Annotated in this window: 19 protein-coding genes; 7 read left to right on the top strand and 12 right to left on the bottom strand. The window is 40.5% G+C overall.

Annotation, left to right across the window (positions count from 1 at the left end):
* Window positions 1-95: 95 nt before the first annotated feature.
* Entirely contained in the window at window positions 96-896 is an 801-nt protein-coding gene (locus tag GSF09_RS06245) for a TIGR00266 family protein (protein ID WP_159800087.1), read from the top strand.
* Window positions 897-968: 72 nt separating this feature from the next.
* A complete protein-coding gene (locus GSF09_RS06240) occupies window positions 969-2,153 on the top strand; it encodes a retropepsin-like aspartic protease (RefSeq protein ID WP_159800086.1) in 1,185 nt (394 codons plus the stop codon).
* A gap of 753 nt (window positions 2,154-2,906) precedes the next feature.
* On the opposite strand, the gene bglX is transcribed toward GSF09_RS06240, so the two are convergent.
* The 3 genes from bglX to GSF09_RS06225 are packed head-to-tail and all read right to left on the bottom strand — an operon-like array spanning window position 2,907 to window position 7,652.
* Window positions 2,907-5,180 carry a beta-glucosidase BglX gene (gene bglX / locus GSF09_RS06235; protein ID WP_159800085.1) on the bottom strand — a complete coding sequence of 758 codons (2,274 nt, stop codon included), beginning with the start codon at window positions 5,178-5,180 and terminating at the stop codon, window positions 2,907-2,909.
* Between the two features lie 5 nt (window positions 5,181-5,185).
* Window positions 5,186-6,571, bottom strand: a complete 1,386-nt coding sequence (locus GSF09_RS06230; RefSeq protein ID WP_159800084.1) for a sialate O-acetylesterase — start codon at window positions 6,569-6,571, stop codon at window positions 5,186-5,188.
* Window positions 6,561-7,652, bottom strand: a complete 1,092-nt coding sequence (locus GSF09_RS06225) for an SGNH/GDSL hydrolase family protein (RefSeq protein WP_159800083.1) — start codon at window positions 7,650-7,652, stop codon at window positions 6,561-6,563. The genes GSF09_RS06230 and GSF09_RS06225 overlap by 11 nt, the downstream gene beginning before the upstream one ends.
* A gap of 198 nt (window positions 7,653-7,850) precedes the next feature.
* On the opposite strand from GSF09_RS06225, the gene GSF09_RS06220 reads away from it, so the two are divergent.
* Together GSF09_RS06220 and GSF09_RS06215 are read left to right on the top strand one after the other, a co-directional pair.
* Window positions 7,851-8,177 carry a hypothetical protein gene (locus tag GSF09_RS06220; protein WP_159800082.1) on the top strand — a complete coding sequence of 109 codons (327 nt, stop codon included), beginning with the start codon at window positions 7,851-7,853 and terminating at the stop codon, window positions 8,175-8,177.
* 124 nt (window positions 8,178-8,301) lie between these two features.
* Complete coding sequence (locus GSF09_RS06215; protein WP_159800081.1) at window positions 8,302-9,018, top strand: SRPBCC family protein; 717 nt, start codon at window positions 8,302-8,304, stop codon at window positions 9,016-9,018.
* 4 nt (window positions 9,019-9,022) lie between these two features.
* Here the strand turns inward: GSF09_RS06215 and GSF09_RS06210 are convergent, their stop codons facing one another.
* From GSF09_RS06210 to GSF09_RS06185, 6 genes are all read right to left on the bottom strand, one after another.
* Window positions 9,023-9,388, bottom strand: a complete 366-nt coding sequence (locus GSF09_RS06210; protein WP_159800080.1) for a VOC family protein — start codon at window positions 9,386-9,388, stop codon at window positions 9,023-9,025.
* A gap of 2 nt (window positions 9,389-9,390) precedes the next feature.
* Window positions 9,391-10,068: an MgtC/SapB family protein gene (locus GSF09_RS06205; protein ID WP_159800079.1), complete on the bottom strand. Its 678-nt coding sequence runs from the start codon at window positions 10,066-10,068 to the stop codon at window positions 9,391-9,393.
* A gap of 37 nt (window positions 10,069-10,105) precedes the next feature.
* Window positions 10,106-10,312: a hypothetical protein gene (locus GSF09_RS06200; protein WP_159800078.1), complete on the bottom strand. Its 207-nt coding sequence runs from the start codon at window positions 10,310-10,312 to the stop codon at window positions 10,106-10,108.
* Between the two features lie 27 nt (window positions 10,313-10,339).
* Window positions 10,340-10,756 (bottom strand): hypothetical protein, encoded by a 417-nt coding sequence (locus GSF09_RS06195; protein WP_159800077.1) that lies wholly within the window; start codon window positions 10,754-10,756, stop codon window positions 10,340-10,342.
* Window positions 10,757-10,856: 100 nt separating this feature from the next.
* On the bottom strand, window positions 10,857-11,135 hold the full coding sequence (locus GSF09_RS06190) for a SemiSWEET family sugar transporter (protein WP_159800076.1): 279 nt from the start codon (window positions 11,133-11,135) through the stop codon (window positions 10,857-10,859).
* Between the two features lie 4 nt (window positions 11,136-11,139).
* A complete protein-coding gene (locus GSF09_RS06185) occupies window positions 11,140-11,364 on the bottom strand; it encodes a hypothetical protein (protein WP_159800075.1) in 225 nt (74 codons plus the stop codon).
* A 145-nt stretch (window positions 11,365-11,509) separates the two neighbouring features.
* On the opposite strand from GSF09_RS06185, the gene GSF09_RS06180 reads away from it, so the two are divergent.
* The 3 genes from GSF09_RS06180 to GSF09_RS06170 all read left to right on the top strand — a co-directional run bounded on the left by GSF09_RS06180 (window position 11,510) and on the right by GSF09_RS06170 (window position 13,769).
* Window positions 11,510-13,054, top strand: coding sequence for an FAD-dependent oxidoreductase (locus GSF09_RS06180; RefSeq protein WP_159800074.1), 1,545 nt, complete (start codon window positions 11,510-11,512; stop codon window positions 13,052-13,054).
* Between the two features lie 79 nt (window positions 13,055-13,133).
* The gene (locus GSF09_RS06175; RefSeq protein WP_159800073.1) at window positions 13,134-13,445 is read left to right on the top strand and encodes a hypothetical protein; all 312 of its coding nucleotides are present in this window, start codon (window positions 13,134-13,136) and stop codon (window positions 13,443-13,445) included.
* 36 nt (window positions 13,446-13,481) lie between these two features.
* Window positions 13,482-13,769: a hypothetical protein gene (locus tag GSF09_RS06170; protein ID WP_159800072.1), complete on the top strand. Its 288-nt coding sequence runs from the start codon at window positions 13,482-13,484 to the stop codon at window positions 13,767-13,769.
* A 53-nt stretch (window positions 13,770-13,822) separates the two neighbouring features.
* Here GSF09_RS06170 and GSF09_RS06165 read toward each other — a convergent pair whose 3' ends face one another.
* Genes GSF09_RS06165 through GSF09_RS06155 form a run of 3 tightly spaced genes read right to left on the bottom strand, consistent with a single transcriptional unit; the run spans window position 13,823 to window position 15,495 of the window.
* Window positions 13,823-14,059 (bottom strand): hypothetical protein, encoded by a 237-nt coding sequence (locus GSF09_RS06165; protein WP_159800071.1) that lies wholly within the window; start codon window positions 14,057-14,059, stop codon window positions 13,823-13,825.
* Window positions 14,060-14,091: 32 nt separating this feature from the next.
* Window positions 14,092-14,940, bottom strand: a complete 849-nt coding sequence (locus tag GSF09_RS06160) for an SDR family oxidoreductase (RefSeq protein WP_159800070.1) — start codon at window positions 14,938-14,940, stop codon at window positions 14,092-14,094.
* A gap of 24 nt (window positions 14,941-14,964) precedes the next feature.
* Window positions 14,965-15,495 carry a ferritin-like domain-containing protein gene (locus tag GSF09_RS06155; RefSeq protein WP_159800069.1) on the bottom strand — a complete coding sequence of 177 codons (531 nt, stop codon included), beginning with the start codon at window positions 15,493-15,495 and terminating at the stop codon, window positions 14,965-14,967.
* Window positions 15,496-15,499 lie beyond the last annotated feature (4 nt).

Below are 15,499 nucleotides of genomic sequence, written 5' to 3'. Positions count from 1 at the left end.
GAGGCATTTGCCTCCTGTTTTTTTACAGGCTTGTAACAAAAATTGATTATTTTCACCTTATTCAAAAATTAGTAATCAATCAAAGCAATTATAGTATGACAGCACACGAAATAGACTACCATATTTATGGTGAAGAAATGCAATATGTAGAGATAGAGCTTGATCCGCAGGAGGCAGTTGTGGCAGAGGCAGGCAGCTTTATGATGATGGATACGGGCATACAGATGCAAACCATTTTTGGTGATGGCTCTAACCAGAATGAAGGTTTTATGGGAAAACTGTTTTCAGCGGGTAAGCGCCTCCTTACGGGGGAAAGCCTGTTCATGACTGTTTTTCTTAACCAGTACCACGGTAAGCGCAAAGTAAGCTTTGCTTCGCCTTATCCGGGTAAAATTGTGCCTATAGACCTTACGGATTTCGGCGGTCGTTTCATCTGCCAGAAAGATGCTTTTCTATGCGCAGCTAAAGGTGTTTCTGTAGGTATTGAGTTTTCACGCAAGCTTGGCCGTGGCCTTTTTGGCGGTGAAGGTTTTATAATGCAAAAGCTGGAGGGCGATGGTATGGCATTTGTGCACGCAGGCGGCACCCTGGCACGAAAGGAACTGGCACCGGGCGAAGTATTGTTGGTTGATACCGGCTGTATTGTAGGCTTTTCTTCAACAGTAGATTATGATATACAGTTTATAGGAGGGATAAGGAATACTATTTTTGGCGGTGAAGGATTGTTTTATGCTACACTGCGTGGCCCCGGGGTTGTATATATACAGTCACTGCCTTTCAGCAGGCTTGCGGGCCGCATTTATGCAGCAGCACCGCAAGGGGGCGGTAAGGATAAAGGCGAAGGCAGTATATTAGGCGGACTGGGAAATCTCCTTGACGGTGATAACAGGTTTTAATTTAAAGGGCATTAGCCCTTTTTTATTTGGCATGGATTATGATACAAATTCGCCAACCAATAAAACCAATTAATGAAAAACATTTACTTTTTTTTATTACTGCTATGTAGTTTTACCACATATGCGCAGGAGCCTTTTACGCTTAATAAAGGCAAAACCACCCAAAAGAATTATTTTACAGCCATATCCTATAAAGAAGTTAAAGGTAAGATTATAGTACAATGTGAAATAAACGGAAAGCCATGCAATTTTATAGTTGATACGGGTGCCTCAGTTTGTATAAGTGAAAAACTTTATAATGAACTCAACCCAGAGGTGCTTACAAAACTTGAAGTATCTGACCAAAGCGAGAAAAAGGACAGCCTAAAAATAATTTCACTTAAAAGTATTAAACTGGGAGATGTTACTTTTAATGATGTTTCTGCAATGGTTTTAAAAAATCCTTTAATTACTGAATGTTTTCAGGTTGATGGTTTATTGGGCAGCAATTTGCTGCGCAATTCGGTTATACAGTTTTCTTCAAACGAGAAGAAGATTTATTTAACCGATAATCCAAAACAGCTAAAGCTAAAGCGTAAATATGCTGAGGATATGGAACTGACAGCTAAACAAAGCCACCCGCATATAATTGTGTACCCTGTAAACGGCAAGATAGCTGGAAAAGAAAACCCCCTTTTTGATTCAGGTATGGATAGCTTTTACGATCTTTCACTTTCGGCATTTGAGGTGTTCCAAAAAATAGACCTTTTTACAATTGAGGCGCAGGCTTTTGGTACTTATACTTTCGGGCTGCACGGAATGGCAGATAATCAAAAACATTACAGGCTTTTCCTTCCTGAGCTTTCCATTAATAATTATTCGTTTAAAAACCTTACCCTTGAAACCACCAATGACGACGCTTCGCGTATTGGTACCGGTATATTAAAGTATGGAAAAGTAACGCTTGATTACAGGAATAAAAAATTTTACTTTGAGCCTTATAGTGAGAAAGCCGCAGATGTAAATGAAAAAACATGGCCCATAGGCCCCACTGTTAGTGATGGTGAATTAGTAGTAGGGATTATTTGGGACGAAAGCCTGAAAGATAAGGTAAAGCTTGGGGACAAGGTGGTTAAAATGGGCAATACTGTTTATGAGGGTATGGATATATGTGAAATTATGGTACATGAGAGGCCGGAAATGCCCGACAATACTGTAATTATATTGAAAGATGTTGATACAGGTGAGATAAAGGAGGTAGAAATCAATAAGAAATAAAAAGGCATTTAGGTGCCCAAATGCCTTTTTTATAAGATTTGAAGTTTATTTTAAGGTAACTATATACCTTTTTACACTGGGTGCTCCTCTTCGTAAAGACAATTCTGGTTTTTACAAATATAGGTAACAGTAGACCTGCCCATATTTAATGCCCTACCTTCTAAAGTTTCTTGTCCACCACATTGTGGACAGTCTCTATCTCTCATAATGCTTAATTTAAAGTTTCAAATCAAATATAGCAAAAATCTATTAAAAAAATAAAAACAATATATAAAATCTATTAACATTTTTATTAACAATAAAGCCACCCAATTAAGGAGTGGCTTTTTAATATTTAGAAATTATGAATACTATATTTACTTCCGAAGTACTCTGGCTTATGGCACAAACTATTATGTCCAGCTTTTTTCAAAAAAGCTCTACAATCCAAATACCGAAATTCTATCTCCTACAAGATTAGTACTGTAAATGTAGTAAAAAGCCCTTCAAGTTAATATTGAGGGACTTACTTTTTGTATATTTGGGGATAACCTTAAAAATATCAAAAATGAAATTTATTGAAATAAAAAGCTCAGACGGTCAAGCCCAATTAATTGACGTTGAGTAAATTGTAAGAGTAAGAGACGCTGAAAATGGAGCTTTTATATCATTTACAGATGGTAATCGCACACGTGTGAGCAATATGACTTAACACGAACTAAGATTAACAATTCTTCAACTCCAATAATTTGGTGTAAACTAATATATAATTACCTATTTTAATTCAAATTCAGCTTCCTGTACATTGTCGGAGGAAGTCCCTGTAAAAACTTTAAATATACCCGGCTCCACAAGATATTCTCCTTCATTATTGTAAAATCCAAGTTCTTTATCGGTAAGTGTAAAGGTTACAGTTTTAGTTTCGCCTTTTTTAAGGGAAACCAGTTCAAAACCTTTTAGTTCTTTTACAGGCCTTGAAAGGCTTGCGGCTATATCTCGTATATATAACTGCACAACTTCTTTACCGTCATAATTACCGGTGTTGGTAACGTTAACCGCAATTTTTACAGGTTCGCCTTTGGCATACACTTTTTTACCCAGCTTAGGCTCGCCATATTTAAAAGTGGTATAACTTAAGCCGTGCCCAAAAGCAAACAGCGGGGTTTTCTCCACATCCATGTAATGCGACCAGAAAACATTATTATCACTGTTTACAGGCCTGCCTGTGCTGTGCTGGTTATAATAGATGGGCACCTGCCCCACATTGCGCGGAAAACTCATTGGCAGTTTGCCACTGGGGTTATAATCGCCATATAGCACCTGTGCTACCGCATTACCCGCTTGTGTACCCAAATGCCAGGCCTCTACTATTGCAGGTATATTTTCTGCAGCCCAGGGCAAGGCAAGCGGACGGCCATTATTAAGTACTAGAACTATATTAGGGTTAACTTTGTAAACCTCTTCAAGCAATTCCTGTTGCAGCCCCGGTAAGTCAAGGTTAGTACGGCTGCGGCCCTCACCGCTTTGGAAGCCATGCTCACCAAGTACCATTACAACCACATCTGCATTTTTGGCTGCACTCTTGGCAGCTTCAAAACCGCTTCTGTCAGTGGTATTAAATACCAGTTCGTCAAGGAAAGTAGTTTTGCCTGTGGTAAGGTCGGCTCCCTTTTCATAAACCAGCGTATTGCCTTTGTATTGCTGCATGCCTTCCAGTACTGAAACAGCAGTATTGTCATCAGAAGCTATCCTCCAGCTACCCAAAGGGCTATTTTTATCGGCGGCCAGTGCCCCTATCAATGCTATTTTCTGTCCGTTTTTTTTGAGTGGTAATAAATTGCCTTCGTTTTTAAGCAGCACAATAGATTTTTTAGCCATATCCAGCACGGCATCATTATTAGCTTTACTGCCTATAATTTCTTTTTCCCTTTTCTCATCGCAATATTTATATGGGTTATCAAATAAACCCAATTCATGTTTAACTCTTAGTATTCTCCTTACGGCATCATCAATTAGTTTCTCACTAACCTTACCTTCCTTAACCAGCTTAACCAGTTCCGCTATGTATAAGTGGCTTTCCATATCCATATCGGCTCCTGCTTCAACTGCTTTTTCGGCAGCTTCGGCACCATCTTTTGCAAAACCGTGCGCCACCATTTCCCTTATAGATGCCCAGTCGGTAATAATAAAACCGTCAAAGCCCCATTTTCCTTTTAAAATTTCGCGCTGAAGGAAACTGCTGCCTGTAGCGGGCACACCATTTAATATATTAAAGGAATTCATAAAGGTGCGCACACCTGCCTCCTTAGCTGTCTTAAATGGGGGGAGTACAGTATTGTATAAAGTGGCATTGCTTATATCAACTGTATTGTAATCCCTTCCTGCTTCTGCAAAACCGTATGCTGCAAAATGCTTGGCACAGGCAGCTATGGTCAGGGGAGAGGCAAGGTCATTACCCTGAAAGCCTTTTACCCTTGCTTCGGCCACTTTGCTTCCTAAGAAAGGGTCTTCACCGGCACCTTCCATCACCCGGCCCCATCGTGCATCGCGGGAAATATCAACATTTGGCCCAAAGGTCCAGTTGATGCCTGATGCTGCCGCTTCGGAGGCAGCTACCTTGGCAGAATTTTGTATCGCCTCCATATCCCAACTTGCGGCTTCTGCCAATGGTATAGGGCTTAACGTTTTATAACCGTGTATTACATCAAACCCAATAATAAGCGGAATACCCAGCCTGCTTTCCTCAACAGCAATTTTTTGTACCGCCTTAACTTCCTTAACGCCCCTCACGGTTAGCATAGAGCCAACCCAGCCTTTGCGCAGGTGCTCATATTTTAAGGCAGCATTGCCTTCTTTTGGCGAAGGCCCGGTAACATCCCAAAAGCCATTGTACTGGTTCATTTGCCCTACCTTTTCCTCAAGTGTCATTTTTGAGAGCAGATTTTCAACTTTTTGCCCTATAGTATTTTTATCCATTGTTTTTTTATTTTGCGCCCGGCCTACTGTTGTTCCGGCAAGTACAGCAAGGATTAATAGTGTTTGTTTCATAGTGTTTATTTACTTGTGAATGAAGAAGCCGGTAGCCCTGCTTTATTAAACAGGTTGGCCTGTGCGGTATTGTGCCACGCATAGCGCACATATTTCGGTTCTTTTACTTTTTTTGATACAACCTCAACAGTATTATTTTTTACAGTTGCTTTTGCAGGGAAAAAAACACCATCAGCCCCGGCAAGCTCAAATACAGCAGAAGATTTGCCTTTAAAATGGAGCCCGTCGGCATAGTTAAAGTACACAATTGCCTTACTGCCTTTATATTCAGCATACTTAAACAATGGGCTGTTTACAATACCCTTATCAATACCATAATGGCTGCTTAGTGCCAGGTTGGCAAGGCGTTTACCCACACTTCTTTTATCCCTTGGGTGTATATCGTCAGTAGGGCTTATATCGCTTATAACAACCATGCCCGTTTTGGTTACAGCATCTAATACTTTTCTTTGGGCATTTCGTATAGTTACTCCCTGTGTAGTACCACCTTCATAATTAAAAGGGGCTATCTGCACAAAATAAAAAGGGAAGTTGCTTTGCCAGGCGGCACGCCATGAATTTATAAGAGCCGCCAGTGTTACATCATAAACATCAGAACCGGTATTACTTTCCCCCTGATACCATAATGCGCCTGCTATAGTGTAACCTACTATGGGGTTAACCATAGCATTATAAGCCCTCGCGGGTTCGGTTGGCCCCCAGTCCATTGGGGTTAATTTAGCCGCTGCCTGCGCTACGGTATTATTTGAAAATGCTTCGGCAGGCATCCATATTTCGGCAGGAGTGCCGCCCCAACTGGAATTGATTATGCCTACAGCCACTCCGTTTAAATCTTTTTGAAGGTATTGCGCAAAAAAATATCCTATGGCAGTGGAATGCCTCATGGTTTCGGGTGTACATACTTTCCAATTGCCGGGCATATTTATTTGTGGTGTTTCTGCCGAAAGTTTTGGGGTATTGTAAAAGCGTATATCAGGATAATTGGCGTTGGCTATTTCTTCTTCGGCATTATCTATACCTGCATTGGCTGTCCATTCCATATTAGACTGCCCTGAACAAAACCATACTTCGCCCAGCATTACATTATTAAGCAAAATTTCGTTATAGCCTTTAAAATTAATTTGGTACGGCCCGCCTGCGCCGGGAGTTTTTATTTTTATCTCCCAATATGCCTGGTTGTTGGGCACTGCTTTATATTTTTCAGTAGTCCATCCCGGGGTTATAATAATCTCTTCAAACGGGTGCCCCCATCCCCATATTTTTACTTCGGCATTGCGTTGCAGCACCATATTGTCAGAAAAAAATGAAGGTAAAATAACATTGGCATTTGCCATTGCAGGAAGCAGGATAATCAGGAATAAAAATTTTACAATTAAACTATTACTTTTCATGCATTATAGAGTTTAAAAAAGGCGTAAGCTGTGCAGCCATGGCTTTATGGTCATTAATATCAGGGTGGTAAGTGCAGCCATGAGGGATAACAGCAGTAAATTTAAAAATCTTTACAGGTTTATTGCTTTTTCCTTTAAAAGCCTGCTGCACGCGCTCTAGGCATTTTATGAAAATTTCACTTTTTTCGCCGGTAACCATAGGGCTGTTTAAAAGCACAATTTGAGTATCGGGAGTATGTTTCAATAGCATATTTATAAAACTGATGCAATTGGAAACGTATTTGTCTTCATTAAAAGGAAGCCTGGTCTTTGTGCCGTCTCCATCAGAAAAATCATTGGTGCCTAATGCTATACAAGTTACATCCGGGTGAAAACTAAAATCATAGGGGGTATCATTTCCTTTAAAATTAAGGTAGAGTTTGCCATATACATCAGGCATTATAGGTTCTTCCTTATGCTCATCATTCCAGTTACGGTACATACCAATACCCGATACAGAACTAAGCAGGTAACCTGCTTTAAGGCTGCGTGCCGTAACAGGGCCATAAGCAAAATAAGCGTTATGCTGGTCATACCACTCGTCAGTACCGCAGGGTATTTCTTCTGTATCAGCACCCATACCACATGTAATGGAGTCGCCTATAAACTCAATTTTTTTCCTGGGTTTGGTAGCACCCTGCGTATGTACAAGTTTGGCTTTTGCGCCATGAAACACTATGGTACCTACCGATGCTTCTGTAGCTTTGCAGATGCTTAGCTTATGTACTGAAAGTCCTTTAGGAACAGGAATGTTATAAACTTTAGCCTTTTCGGTTATCCTGAGCCTGCCAATATACTTGCCGTCTAATTCTAAAGAAACAAAATTATGATGCTCATAACTGTTTTCGGTTTGCAGCGTTACATTACATTCCTCACCTTTAAAGCTAAAAGTTACCGATGCCGCAGAACCTATAAGTGCTATTTTTTCATTATCCAGAACTTCTGTCCTTCCGAGTAGTATATAATAATTTTTATCATTTACCGTAGCAGTAAAAAAAACAGAAGCAGTAAAAAATAATAGTAGTTTTTGCAGATAATGCATAATAAAATGTTTAAAGGGTAAATTTATTTAAAACTAAATAGTTGCAGGTATATTATTATGTCAAAATATGGTATAAAACTGTAGGGGTTAACACAGCTTAGTAGGCATAGCCAAACTTGGGTTAATAATTGTAAAACAGGGTTTTATATGAAAATGCTTGCCTACTTTTACTATAAATAAATAAAAAATTTTTAAGTTATGAAAAAGGCATTTTTAACTATTGGGGCAATACTGGCTTTTGGTATAGCTTCGGCGCAGGTGGACACAACAACCACACCTGCCGAAAGAACCCGTACAGAAAGGGGCCGTTTGCAAAAGGACAGGGACAGGACCCGTACCGACCGTACAAAAACAACACAGGAAAGAAGGAAAGAAAATGCCAGGGACAACGGCATTGACCGCAACAAGAGGAACGACCGCAACAGGAGAAATGATAGTATCAACTATCCAAAGACATCGCCCACAGGTTCGCCAACCAATCCCGGCGGCAGGCCAGCCACACCGGCAACTCCTGCCAGGCCCTGACAAAAAACTGATTTAACTGCAAACCCGGAGATATCCGGGTTTTTTTTGTTGCTAATGTAGTGTTAAAGCATAAAGGTTTTTCTTGTTTATTCGTTATTTTTAAACAGAAAATTACCAACTATTTATGGAATCCAGGAACATTAATTTACCAAAGCTGAAAAGAAATATAAACGATATTGAAAGGGTTATTTCAACCCTGGGCGGATTTTACCTGCTATACGATTCCCTGAAGTATAAAAGAAGCGTAGCCGAAATTGCAGCCGCAGGATTTATGATTTTCAGGGGGGTAAGCGGATATTGCCCTGCAAGCGAGGCAGGGGAAAAGTTTTTAAACAGGCGTAGGGCTGTAATGCCTAAGGGTTCTAACATTAATATTCATGCAAGAATGATTATTAACCGCAGGCGCGAGGATGTTTATGACTCATGGCGAAACCTGCAAAACCTGCCTTTGTTTATGGAGCATCTTGATGAGGTTACTATAATCAGCGAGGAATTTTCTGAGTGGAAGGCTACTTTGCCTGGCGGTGTGGGAAAAGTAAAATGGAAAGCAGAAGTTGTGCGCGATGAACCCCACAGGTATATTAGCTGGAGGTCGGTTTCGGGCTCCACTGTAAAAAATGTAGGTAAAGTAGAGTTTAAAGATGCGGGAGAACTGGGCACACTGGTGCATATAGTATTTTCCTATCATGCACCACTTGGGCTGGCAGGCGAGGAGGTAGCAGCACTGCTTAACCCACTGTTCGAAAAAATGGTTCGAAAAGATGTTTTAGGATTTAAACGTTTTATGGAAACCGGAACACCAAAAAAAATCAGCCAGGAAACAGTAAAAATATTTACGTAACTATTTACTGCATAGAATGTATCTGCATATAATTGCTGTTAGTATCTGTAAATACAGCATAAAAACCATGCCCGCCGGGAATTTCCGTGCGGGCTTTAATTATTTTACCACCGTTAGCTTCAATGCTTTTAACAGTTTCATCAATGCTGTCAACATAAATCATTACCTGCAGCCCCGTACCTTCAGGCGCAGGCATTAAAGCCGAATTAAATGCACCGCCTGCCCCGGTGTTGCCTATGGTAAAAAAGGCATAATGCCCTACCGTTACCAGTTCTATGCCCCAGTTGAATACAGCTTTATAAAATTCTATTGCCGAGGTAAAATCGGGTGCAGGTATTTCAATATGTGATATGGAATGTAGGTGTTTCATGTTTAATTGCTCCATGATATTTTTTTAACTGACGGGTCTTCATGCAGTTTTTGTGCCATTTGCTTTAAAGTTGCATTGCCCGCTTTTTCAATTTTCATTTCTATAATAGTTTCTTCTGCAGTCCGGTTAATTGAAAAATTGGCAAAATCCAAATGTTTATCTTCAAAAAAACGTTCAATGATTAACTGCGGGCTGGTATCGGGTTTTATACTGATAACTAATGATTTGTTTTGAAACTTTGGTGAAAACTTCTTTTGTATGGGCTGCATCCCCCATAATATAATTATAGCCAGTATTGTGGTGGCTATGGCTGCATAATACATACCGCCGCCTGTTGCCATACCTATTCCTGCTACCGTCCATAATCCTGAAGCCGTTGTTAAGCCTAAAACTGTTGTAGGCTTTAAAAATAGTATTGTGCCGGCACCTATAAAACCTATACCGCTGATAATCTGGGCTGCTACCCTTGAAGGGTCTAACTCCACATTTTCCCTGCCCATTGTATCCCCAAAGCCAAATGAAGATACCATCATCATAAGGCAGGAGCCTACGCACACCAGCATATGTGTGCGCATTCCGGCAGCCCAGTCCTTGCGTTCACGCTCAATACCAATGGCAGCGCCAAAAACAGCAGCTAAAACAAGCCGTAATGATAATTCTGTCCATGATAATGAAAACATGTTTTTCAAGTTTTGGTTAAACAATCAATAGCGTAACTTAATCTGTGGCAAAATCCTCTGCATCATACTCCTCATCTTCGCCAGGGCTAAATTTCTCTTCTTCCTGAGTTTGTTTATGTTTTTCTTCTTCCTGAGTTGCTTCGTGCCTTTGGCTATCCTGGTTCCTTGAGCTTTTATGGAAATTGCCTTCGCCATATTCCTCTCCGCCCCTGTTGCCTTGCTGTACGTTGTTATCTGTAATCATAACTTTAAAGTTTACTATTTTAGTCGGCTAATTATATTGGTCTTCTTTTTTGCTTACACGTGAGTTGTTTCCTGTGCTGCCTGTTCCTGTACCCATTCCTGTTCCAGAAGTACCGCCGCTGTCTGTAGGCTCGCCGTTTTTCTTTACGGCATTGCTGCTGCTGTTTTCCACAGGGTCATTTGTGCTGCCGTAAGACGTACCGCTGTAAGGCTCATCATTGTTATTATTGTTAGATCCGTTTTGATAGCCTGTACTGCCTGAGCCAGACGTACTGGATTCTTCCTGCAATGTTGTTGTATCAGTATTACCGCCATAATTCTCTTCAGTCATTTCATTGGCATCGCTTTTATTGCGCGAGCAGCTGTCGCATGACGATACTAAATTAATACCTGTAATACAAAGGGCAACTGTAAAACCCTGTTTAATCATTTTTATACCTTTCATAGCAATTATATTTAGTTAAATAATAAATTTTATTTAGAACGCACAATCCTAATTGTAATACTGACTCAATTAGCATTAATAACTTTTGTTGCAATATTGGTTAATGCTGTTGCTGTTTCTTCCTGTACAGTGCCAGCAGCTTCATAAAAAGAATTATGCCACACAAGCTGCCAGCTACAGCATTGGCAAGTATAATTGGTATATCACTTTTTATAACCCCGTAAATTACCCATAGTGCCATTCCTAAAAACAGCAGTGCATAGGTTACAGATGAAAGGCTTTTGGTAGAGCGTGTTTTAATAACCTTAATGGTTTGGGGTATATTAGCACCTGTTGTAAAAATTGCGGCCAGTAAACCTATTACCTGAATGTAATCCATCTGCTCAGTATTTTTTTTCAAATTTATCTTTCACCTTCCGGCTTATGTAAGTGCTTAGCCCCTTACCATTTTGCGCCAGTATCTTCATTTGCTCTATTATGCCTTTTCCTGCGCTTTTGTAGGTGTACAGGTAAGTGGCATCATCATTAAAACTTACCTTTATATAATCATGCCCTGTTTCGTATGCTGTTACTCCCGAATTGCCGCCTGTGTTTTTATACCTTTTCATTTTTAAGCCGTAATCCTATTATAAATTTAATCTATCTTTTATACACTGTTTTATAAATTAACGCTTGGTTAACTCTGATTAACTTGAGGTTAACAGGGCTGTGTTGCAATTGTGCCTACCTTCAACTAACTAAAAAACTGATGATATGGACTATGATTACCAGCATAATAACAAGACAATAAAATCTATCTGGAGGTCTTTTTCCGCAGGTTCTGATTTTCCTTCCCAAGAACAAAGCCTGAGTGTAGATGTAGCCGTTATTGGCGGAGGCATAACCGGTATAACCACAGCACAACTGTTAAAGGAATCAGGTTATAAGGTAGCGGTTATAGAGGCACTTAAAGTTGGCGGCGGCAGTACAGGGCATAGTACAGGGAACCTGTATATAGCTGTTGAGGAAGGTTTTGACCGAATCCAGTCCAAATACGATACGGAAACCCTTAAAACTGTTGTAGAAGCAAGGGGCAGTGCAATGGCACTTATTGAAAACAACATCAACCGCTACTCTATAGACTGCGATTACAAGAAGCAGCCCTGGTATCTTTTCTCGTCCAATGACGAAAGCGAGGAAAGGATAGATAAGGTATTACAAGCAGCCCGGGATGCAGGGATAAATGCCGAAGAGGTTGATAAAGGCGAATTGCCTTTTAAGGTGCAGCATGGTGTAAAAATAAAAAACCAGGCACAGTTCAATCCGTTGCGCTATGTACAGCAGCTTGCTAAGCATATAGCATCAGATAATTGCATTATACTCGAAAACACGCGTGTTGTTACCATAGATGAGGAAGACGAAGACTGTATAAGGCTGGAAACCGATAGGGGGAATGTACATGCCAAATATGTAGTGCATGCAACACATACACCAAAGGGAAACCTGTTTGACTTCCATTCTGTTTTAGGTACTTACAGGGAATATGGTATAGCTGTTAAACTGGCATCGGGAAATTATCCGCAGGGTATTTTTTGGGGATACTATAATGAAAATGAAAGATTTTCCATACGTTCCTATACACATGAGGGCTCAAATTTCCTGCTGGCGGTAGGGCAGCCCCACAGGGTAGGGCAACAGGAAGATAATGAGGAAAATATAAAAAACCTTGAGAAATTCCTTGCCGAACGTTTTGATGTGGATGAGGTAACCAACCGCTGGGGCGGGCAAAACTATAAACCCGCCGACCTGCTGCCGTACATAGGGCGGAAGAGTAAAGGCTCTAATATTTTTATAGCAACAGGCTTTTCCACCGATGGACTGGTATGGGGTGTAGTTTCGGCAATGCTTATAAATGACCTGGTAAATGGTAATGAAACAAAATATACAAAACTCTTTGATGCCTCAAGGCACAATGTACTGAAGGCTGCCGGAAACTTTGTAAAGGAAAACATCAGCAATGCAGGCGAAATACTTCGTGATTATATTTTTATAAGCGACACCAAAGCAGGGGATATTCCTATTGGGGAAGGAAAAGTAATTGATGTTGAAGGAAAAAAAGTAGCTGTTTTTCATGACGATAGCGGCAATGTAAAAGCCTGTTCTGCCATTTGCACCCACATGGGCTGCGTAGTGCATTGGAATAAAGCGGAAAAAACATGGGACTGTCCATGCCATGCTTCCCGCTTTGACACTGATGGATGTATAATTGAAGGCCCTGCGTTAAAACCACTTGAACAGGTAACTGTTAAGGAAAGTTAATTAGGTTAAACATTGGTTAATCAGGTTGATAGCATTTTATGTATTGGCTAACTTTATTATCAATTAAAATAAAAGAGCTATGAAAAAGATATTTTTTACACTGTCTGCTATGCTGGCTTTTGGTATAGCCGCTGCACAAACTGAACCTGAGGTAAATGAAAAACCGGAAAATCCTGCCAGCACAACTCCTGCTGTTATGGAAAAGGCAAAGGAGAACTCAAAACTTAAAAGGGACATAGTTAACAGGCAAACAACCGAGGATGCAAAAGTAAAGCCGAGGAAAAGCCAGTTGCGTACACGTAAACATTTAAAAAGTACACCGGATGCTGACAGGGTTGGTGATACTGTAAAAAAGAGAACTGTAAGAAAGAAAACAGAAAAAAGGAATTAAAGAAGAATTGTATAGTAACTCCAAAAATCAAACATTATGAAAAAGAAAATTTTAACTCTGGGATTACTTTTGGCAACAGCAGGATTAGCTTCGGCACAATCATACCCTAAGCAGCCCGACCCAAAAGTGGTAAATTATGTGCCTTATCAAAAGCCTGAACCTTTGAAAGAAGAACCGGAAGCTGAGGCTGAAATAAAAGATGCAGCTACTGGTGATAACAAAATAGCAGATAAAGAGATACAAAGGCGTGAGGAAGAGCAGCCGGCATCAAATGAAAAAAATCCTGAAATGAGCAGGAGGGCTACTCAGGGCACAAAGTATTAAATTAAAATTATTTTAACCTGAATAAAAAAGGCTGCATATAGCAGCCTTTTTTATTACATAAACCCATCTTGGTCGGGATTAGGGCCTGTGCGTGTAATACGCTGGCCATCCCTTGCAGGAGATTTTTTAGTATTTACAAGATGACTTTGCCTTTCTTCCTCCAGGTCAGGATTTTCAGTTTTCTGCTGTTTTGGGAAAGTGGCCAGCTCATCGGGGTTTAGTTCTTCTTCATTAGGGTTAACAGGCTTGCTGTTACCTTTGCTGTTCTCGTTTAAATTGTTCGTTGCCATAATAATTCTGGTTTTTAGTGATTAATAAATAATTATCCGCCTACAATTTCACCTCCGTTTACGTGCAGTATCTGCCCGGTAATATAAGAGGCATCCCTGCTGGCGAGGAAAACATAGGCAGGGCCTACTTCGCTTGGCTGCCCTGCACGCTTTAAAGGTACATCCTGTCCAAACTCGGTAACATCATCAAATGATGCAGGTATAAGCGGCGTCCATATAGGCCCAGGTGCTATTCCGTTAACACGAATCTTTTTTTCGGCCAGCATGGCAGATGTAGAACGGGTAAAGGAAACAATTGCACCTTTTGTACTGCTGTAGTCAATAAGGTGTTCGCTTCCCCTGTATGCCGTTACCGAAGTAGTATTAATTATACAGTCTCCTTCCGATAAATGTTTAAGTGCCTCACGTGTTATGTAAAAAAACGGAAGTATATTGGTTTCAAAAGTTTTTCTTACCTGGCTTCCGGTTATATCCTTAAACTCTGTTTTAGGGAACTGTACTGCGGCATTATTTACCAGGATGTTCAGGCCCCCAAGTGTATCTGTGGCTTTTTTAACAGCATCAGTACAAAAATCCTCATCTTTAAGGTCGCCGGCAATCAGCACGCATTTGCGGCCTTCTTTTTCAATTAGGCTTTTAGTTTCTTCAGCATCTTTATGCTCATCAAAATATATAATAGCCACATCAGCCCCTTCCCGTGCAAAGTGTACGGCAGCACTGCGGCCTATGCCACTGTCTCCACCGGTTATCAGGGCCTTTTTATTTTTCAGCTTTTCGCTTCCTTTATAATCAGCACGAATAATTTCCGGTTCAGGGTGCATTTTATGCTCGTCTCCCGGCTGGCTTTGCTGCTGGCTGGGGAATGAATTTGGTTTTGACATAGTATTATTTCTTTTCGGGTTTAATTAAATTTCTTTATCTGCAGCTTCAATATTTATATGGGCTTCTGCTATAGCCGAAAGCAGGGTGTCGGCTCTTTTTTCTTCATCAAGTGTAGCTTCCAGCAGTGTAACTACATCTTCTTCCCTTAATGCCAGCGCATAAGCCCGCATCGTGCCATAGCATGCTATTTCATAATGCTTTATTTTTTGTAGTACTGCTATAAGGGCAGCATCCCTCACTACACCGCCTTTGGTTTGGGCAATAGTTCTCTTGGTTTCACCCATTAGGCATTTAAGAGCCTCATAAGGCTGCGCCTCTGCCGCTATACCTATTTTACCGAATATCTTTTCAAGCCTTACCATATGCTGGCTTGTTTCTGCAAATAACTTTTTTAATATGGCCTCAAGGTCTTTGGATGTTATGCAGGCAATAATATCCGGCATGTGCGCTGCCATTTCATTTTCGGCCCAGTATAATTCTTTCAGTTGTTTTTCAAACAGCGTCCTCAGCTCATGTGCCTTATAATGATTTTCTTTGGCTATATTTAAAATCATGGAG

The organism is Flavobacterium sp. MK4S-17 (assembly GCF_009848495.1).
GTDB lineage: Bacteria > Bacteroidota > Bacteroidia > Flavobacteriales > Flavobacteriaceae > Flavobacterium.
This window is presented reverse-complemented; position numbering and strand designations above follow the sequence as displayed.

Bases quoted from the DNA above. Each gene is read 5' to 3' on its own strand.
- GSF09_RS06245 (WP_159800087.1), top strand. From the start codon at position 96: ATGACAGCACACGAAATAGACTACCATATTTATGGTGAAGAAATGCAA.
- GSF09_RS06240 (WP_159800086.1), top strand. From the start codon at position 969: ATGAAAAACATTTACTTTTTTTTATTACTGCTATGTAGTTTTACCACA.
- bglX (WP_159800085.1), bottom strand. From the start codon at position 5,180: ATGAAACAAACACTATTAATCCTTGCTGTACTTGCCGGAACAACAGTA.
- GSF09_RS06230 (WP_159800084.1), bottom strand. From the start codon at position 6,571: ATGAAAAGTAATAGTTTAATTGTAAAATTTTTATTCCTGATTATCCTG.
- GSF09_RS06225 (WP_159800083.1), bottom strand. From the start codon at position 7,652: ATGCATTATCTGCAAAAACTACTATTATTTTTTACTGCTTCTGTTTTT.
- GSF09_RS06220 (WP_159800082.1), top strand. From the start codon at position 7,851: ATGAAAAAGGCATTTTTAACTATTGGGGCAATACTGGCTTTTGGTATA.
- GSF09_RS06215 (WP_159800081.1), top strand. From the start codon at position 8,302: ATGGAATCCAGGAACATTAATTTACCAAAGCTGAAAAGAAATATAAAC.
- GSF09_RS06210 (WP_159800080.1), bottom strand. From the start codon at position 9,388: ATGAAACACCTACATTCCATATCACATATTGAAATACCTGCACCCGAT.
- GSF09_RS06205 (WP_159800079.1), bottom strand. From the start codon at position 10,068: ATGTTTTCATTATCATGGACAGAATTATCATTACGGCTTGTTTTAGCT.
- GSF09_RS06200 (WP_159800078.1), bottom strand. From the start codon at position 10,312: ATGATTACAGATAACAACGTACAGCAAGGCAACAGGGGCGGAGAGGAA.
- GSF09_RS06195 (WP_159800077.1), bottom strand. From the start codon at position 10,756: ATGAAAGGTATAAAAATGATTAAACAGGGTTTTACAGTTGCCCTTTGT.
- GSF09_RS06190 (WP_159800076.1), bottom strand. From the start codon at position 11,135: ATGGATTACATTCAGGTAATAGGTTTACTGGCCGCAATTTTTACAACA.
- GSF09_RS06185 (WP_159800075.1), bottom strand. From the start codon at position 11,364: ATGAAAAGGTATAAAAACACAGGCGGCAATTCGGGAGTAACAGCATAC.
- GSF09_RS06180 (WP_159800074.1), top strand. From the start codon at position 11,510: ATGGACTATGATTACCAGCATAATAACAAGACAATAAAATCTATCTGG.
- GSF09_RS06175 (WP_159800073.1), top strand. From the start codon at position 13,134: ATGAAAAAGATATTTTTTACACTGTCTGCTATGCTGGCTTTTGGTATA.
- GSF09_RS06170 (WP_159800072.1), top strand. From the start codon at position 13,482: ATGAAAAAGAAAATTTTAACTCTGGGATTACTTTTGGCAACAGCAGGA.
- GSF09_RS06165 (WP_159800071.1), bottom strand. From the start codon at position 14,059: ATGGCAACGAACAATTTAAACGAGAACAGCAAAGGTAACAGCAAGCCT.
- GSF09_RS06160 (WP_159800070.1), bottom strand. From the start codon at position 14,940: ATGTCAAAACCAAATTCATTCCCCAGCCAGCAGCAAAGCCAGCCGGGA.
- GSF09_RS06155 (WP_159800069.1), bottom strand. From the start codon at position 15,495: ATGATTTTAAATATAGCCAAAGAAAATCATTATAAGGCACATGAGCTG.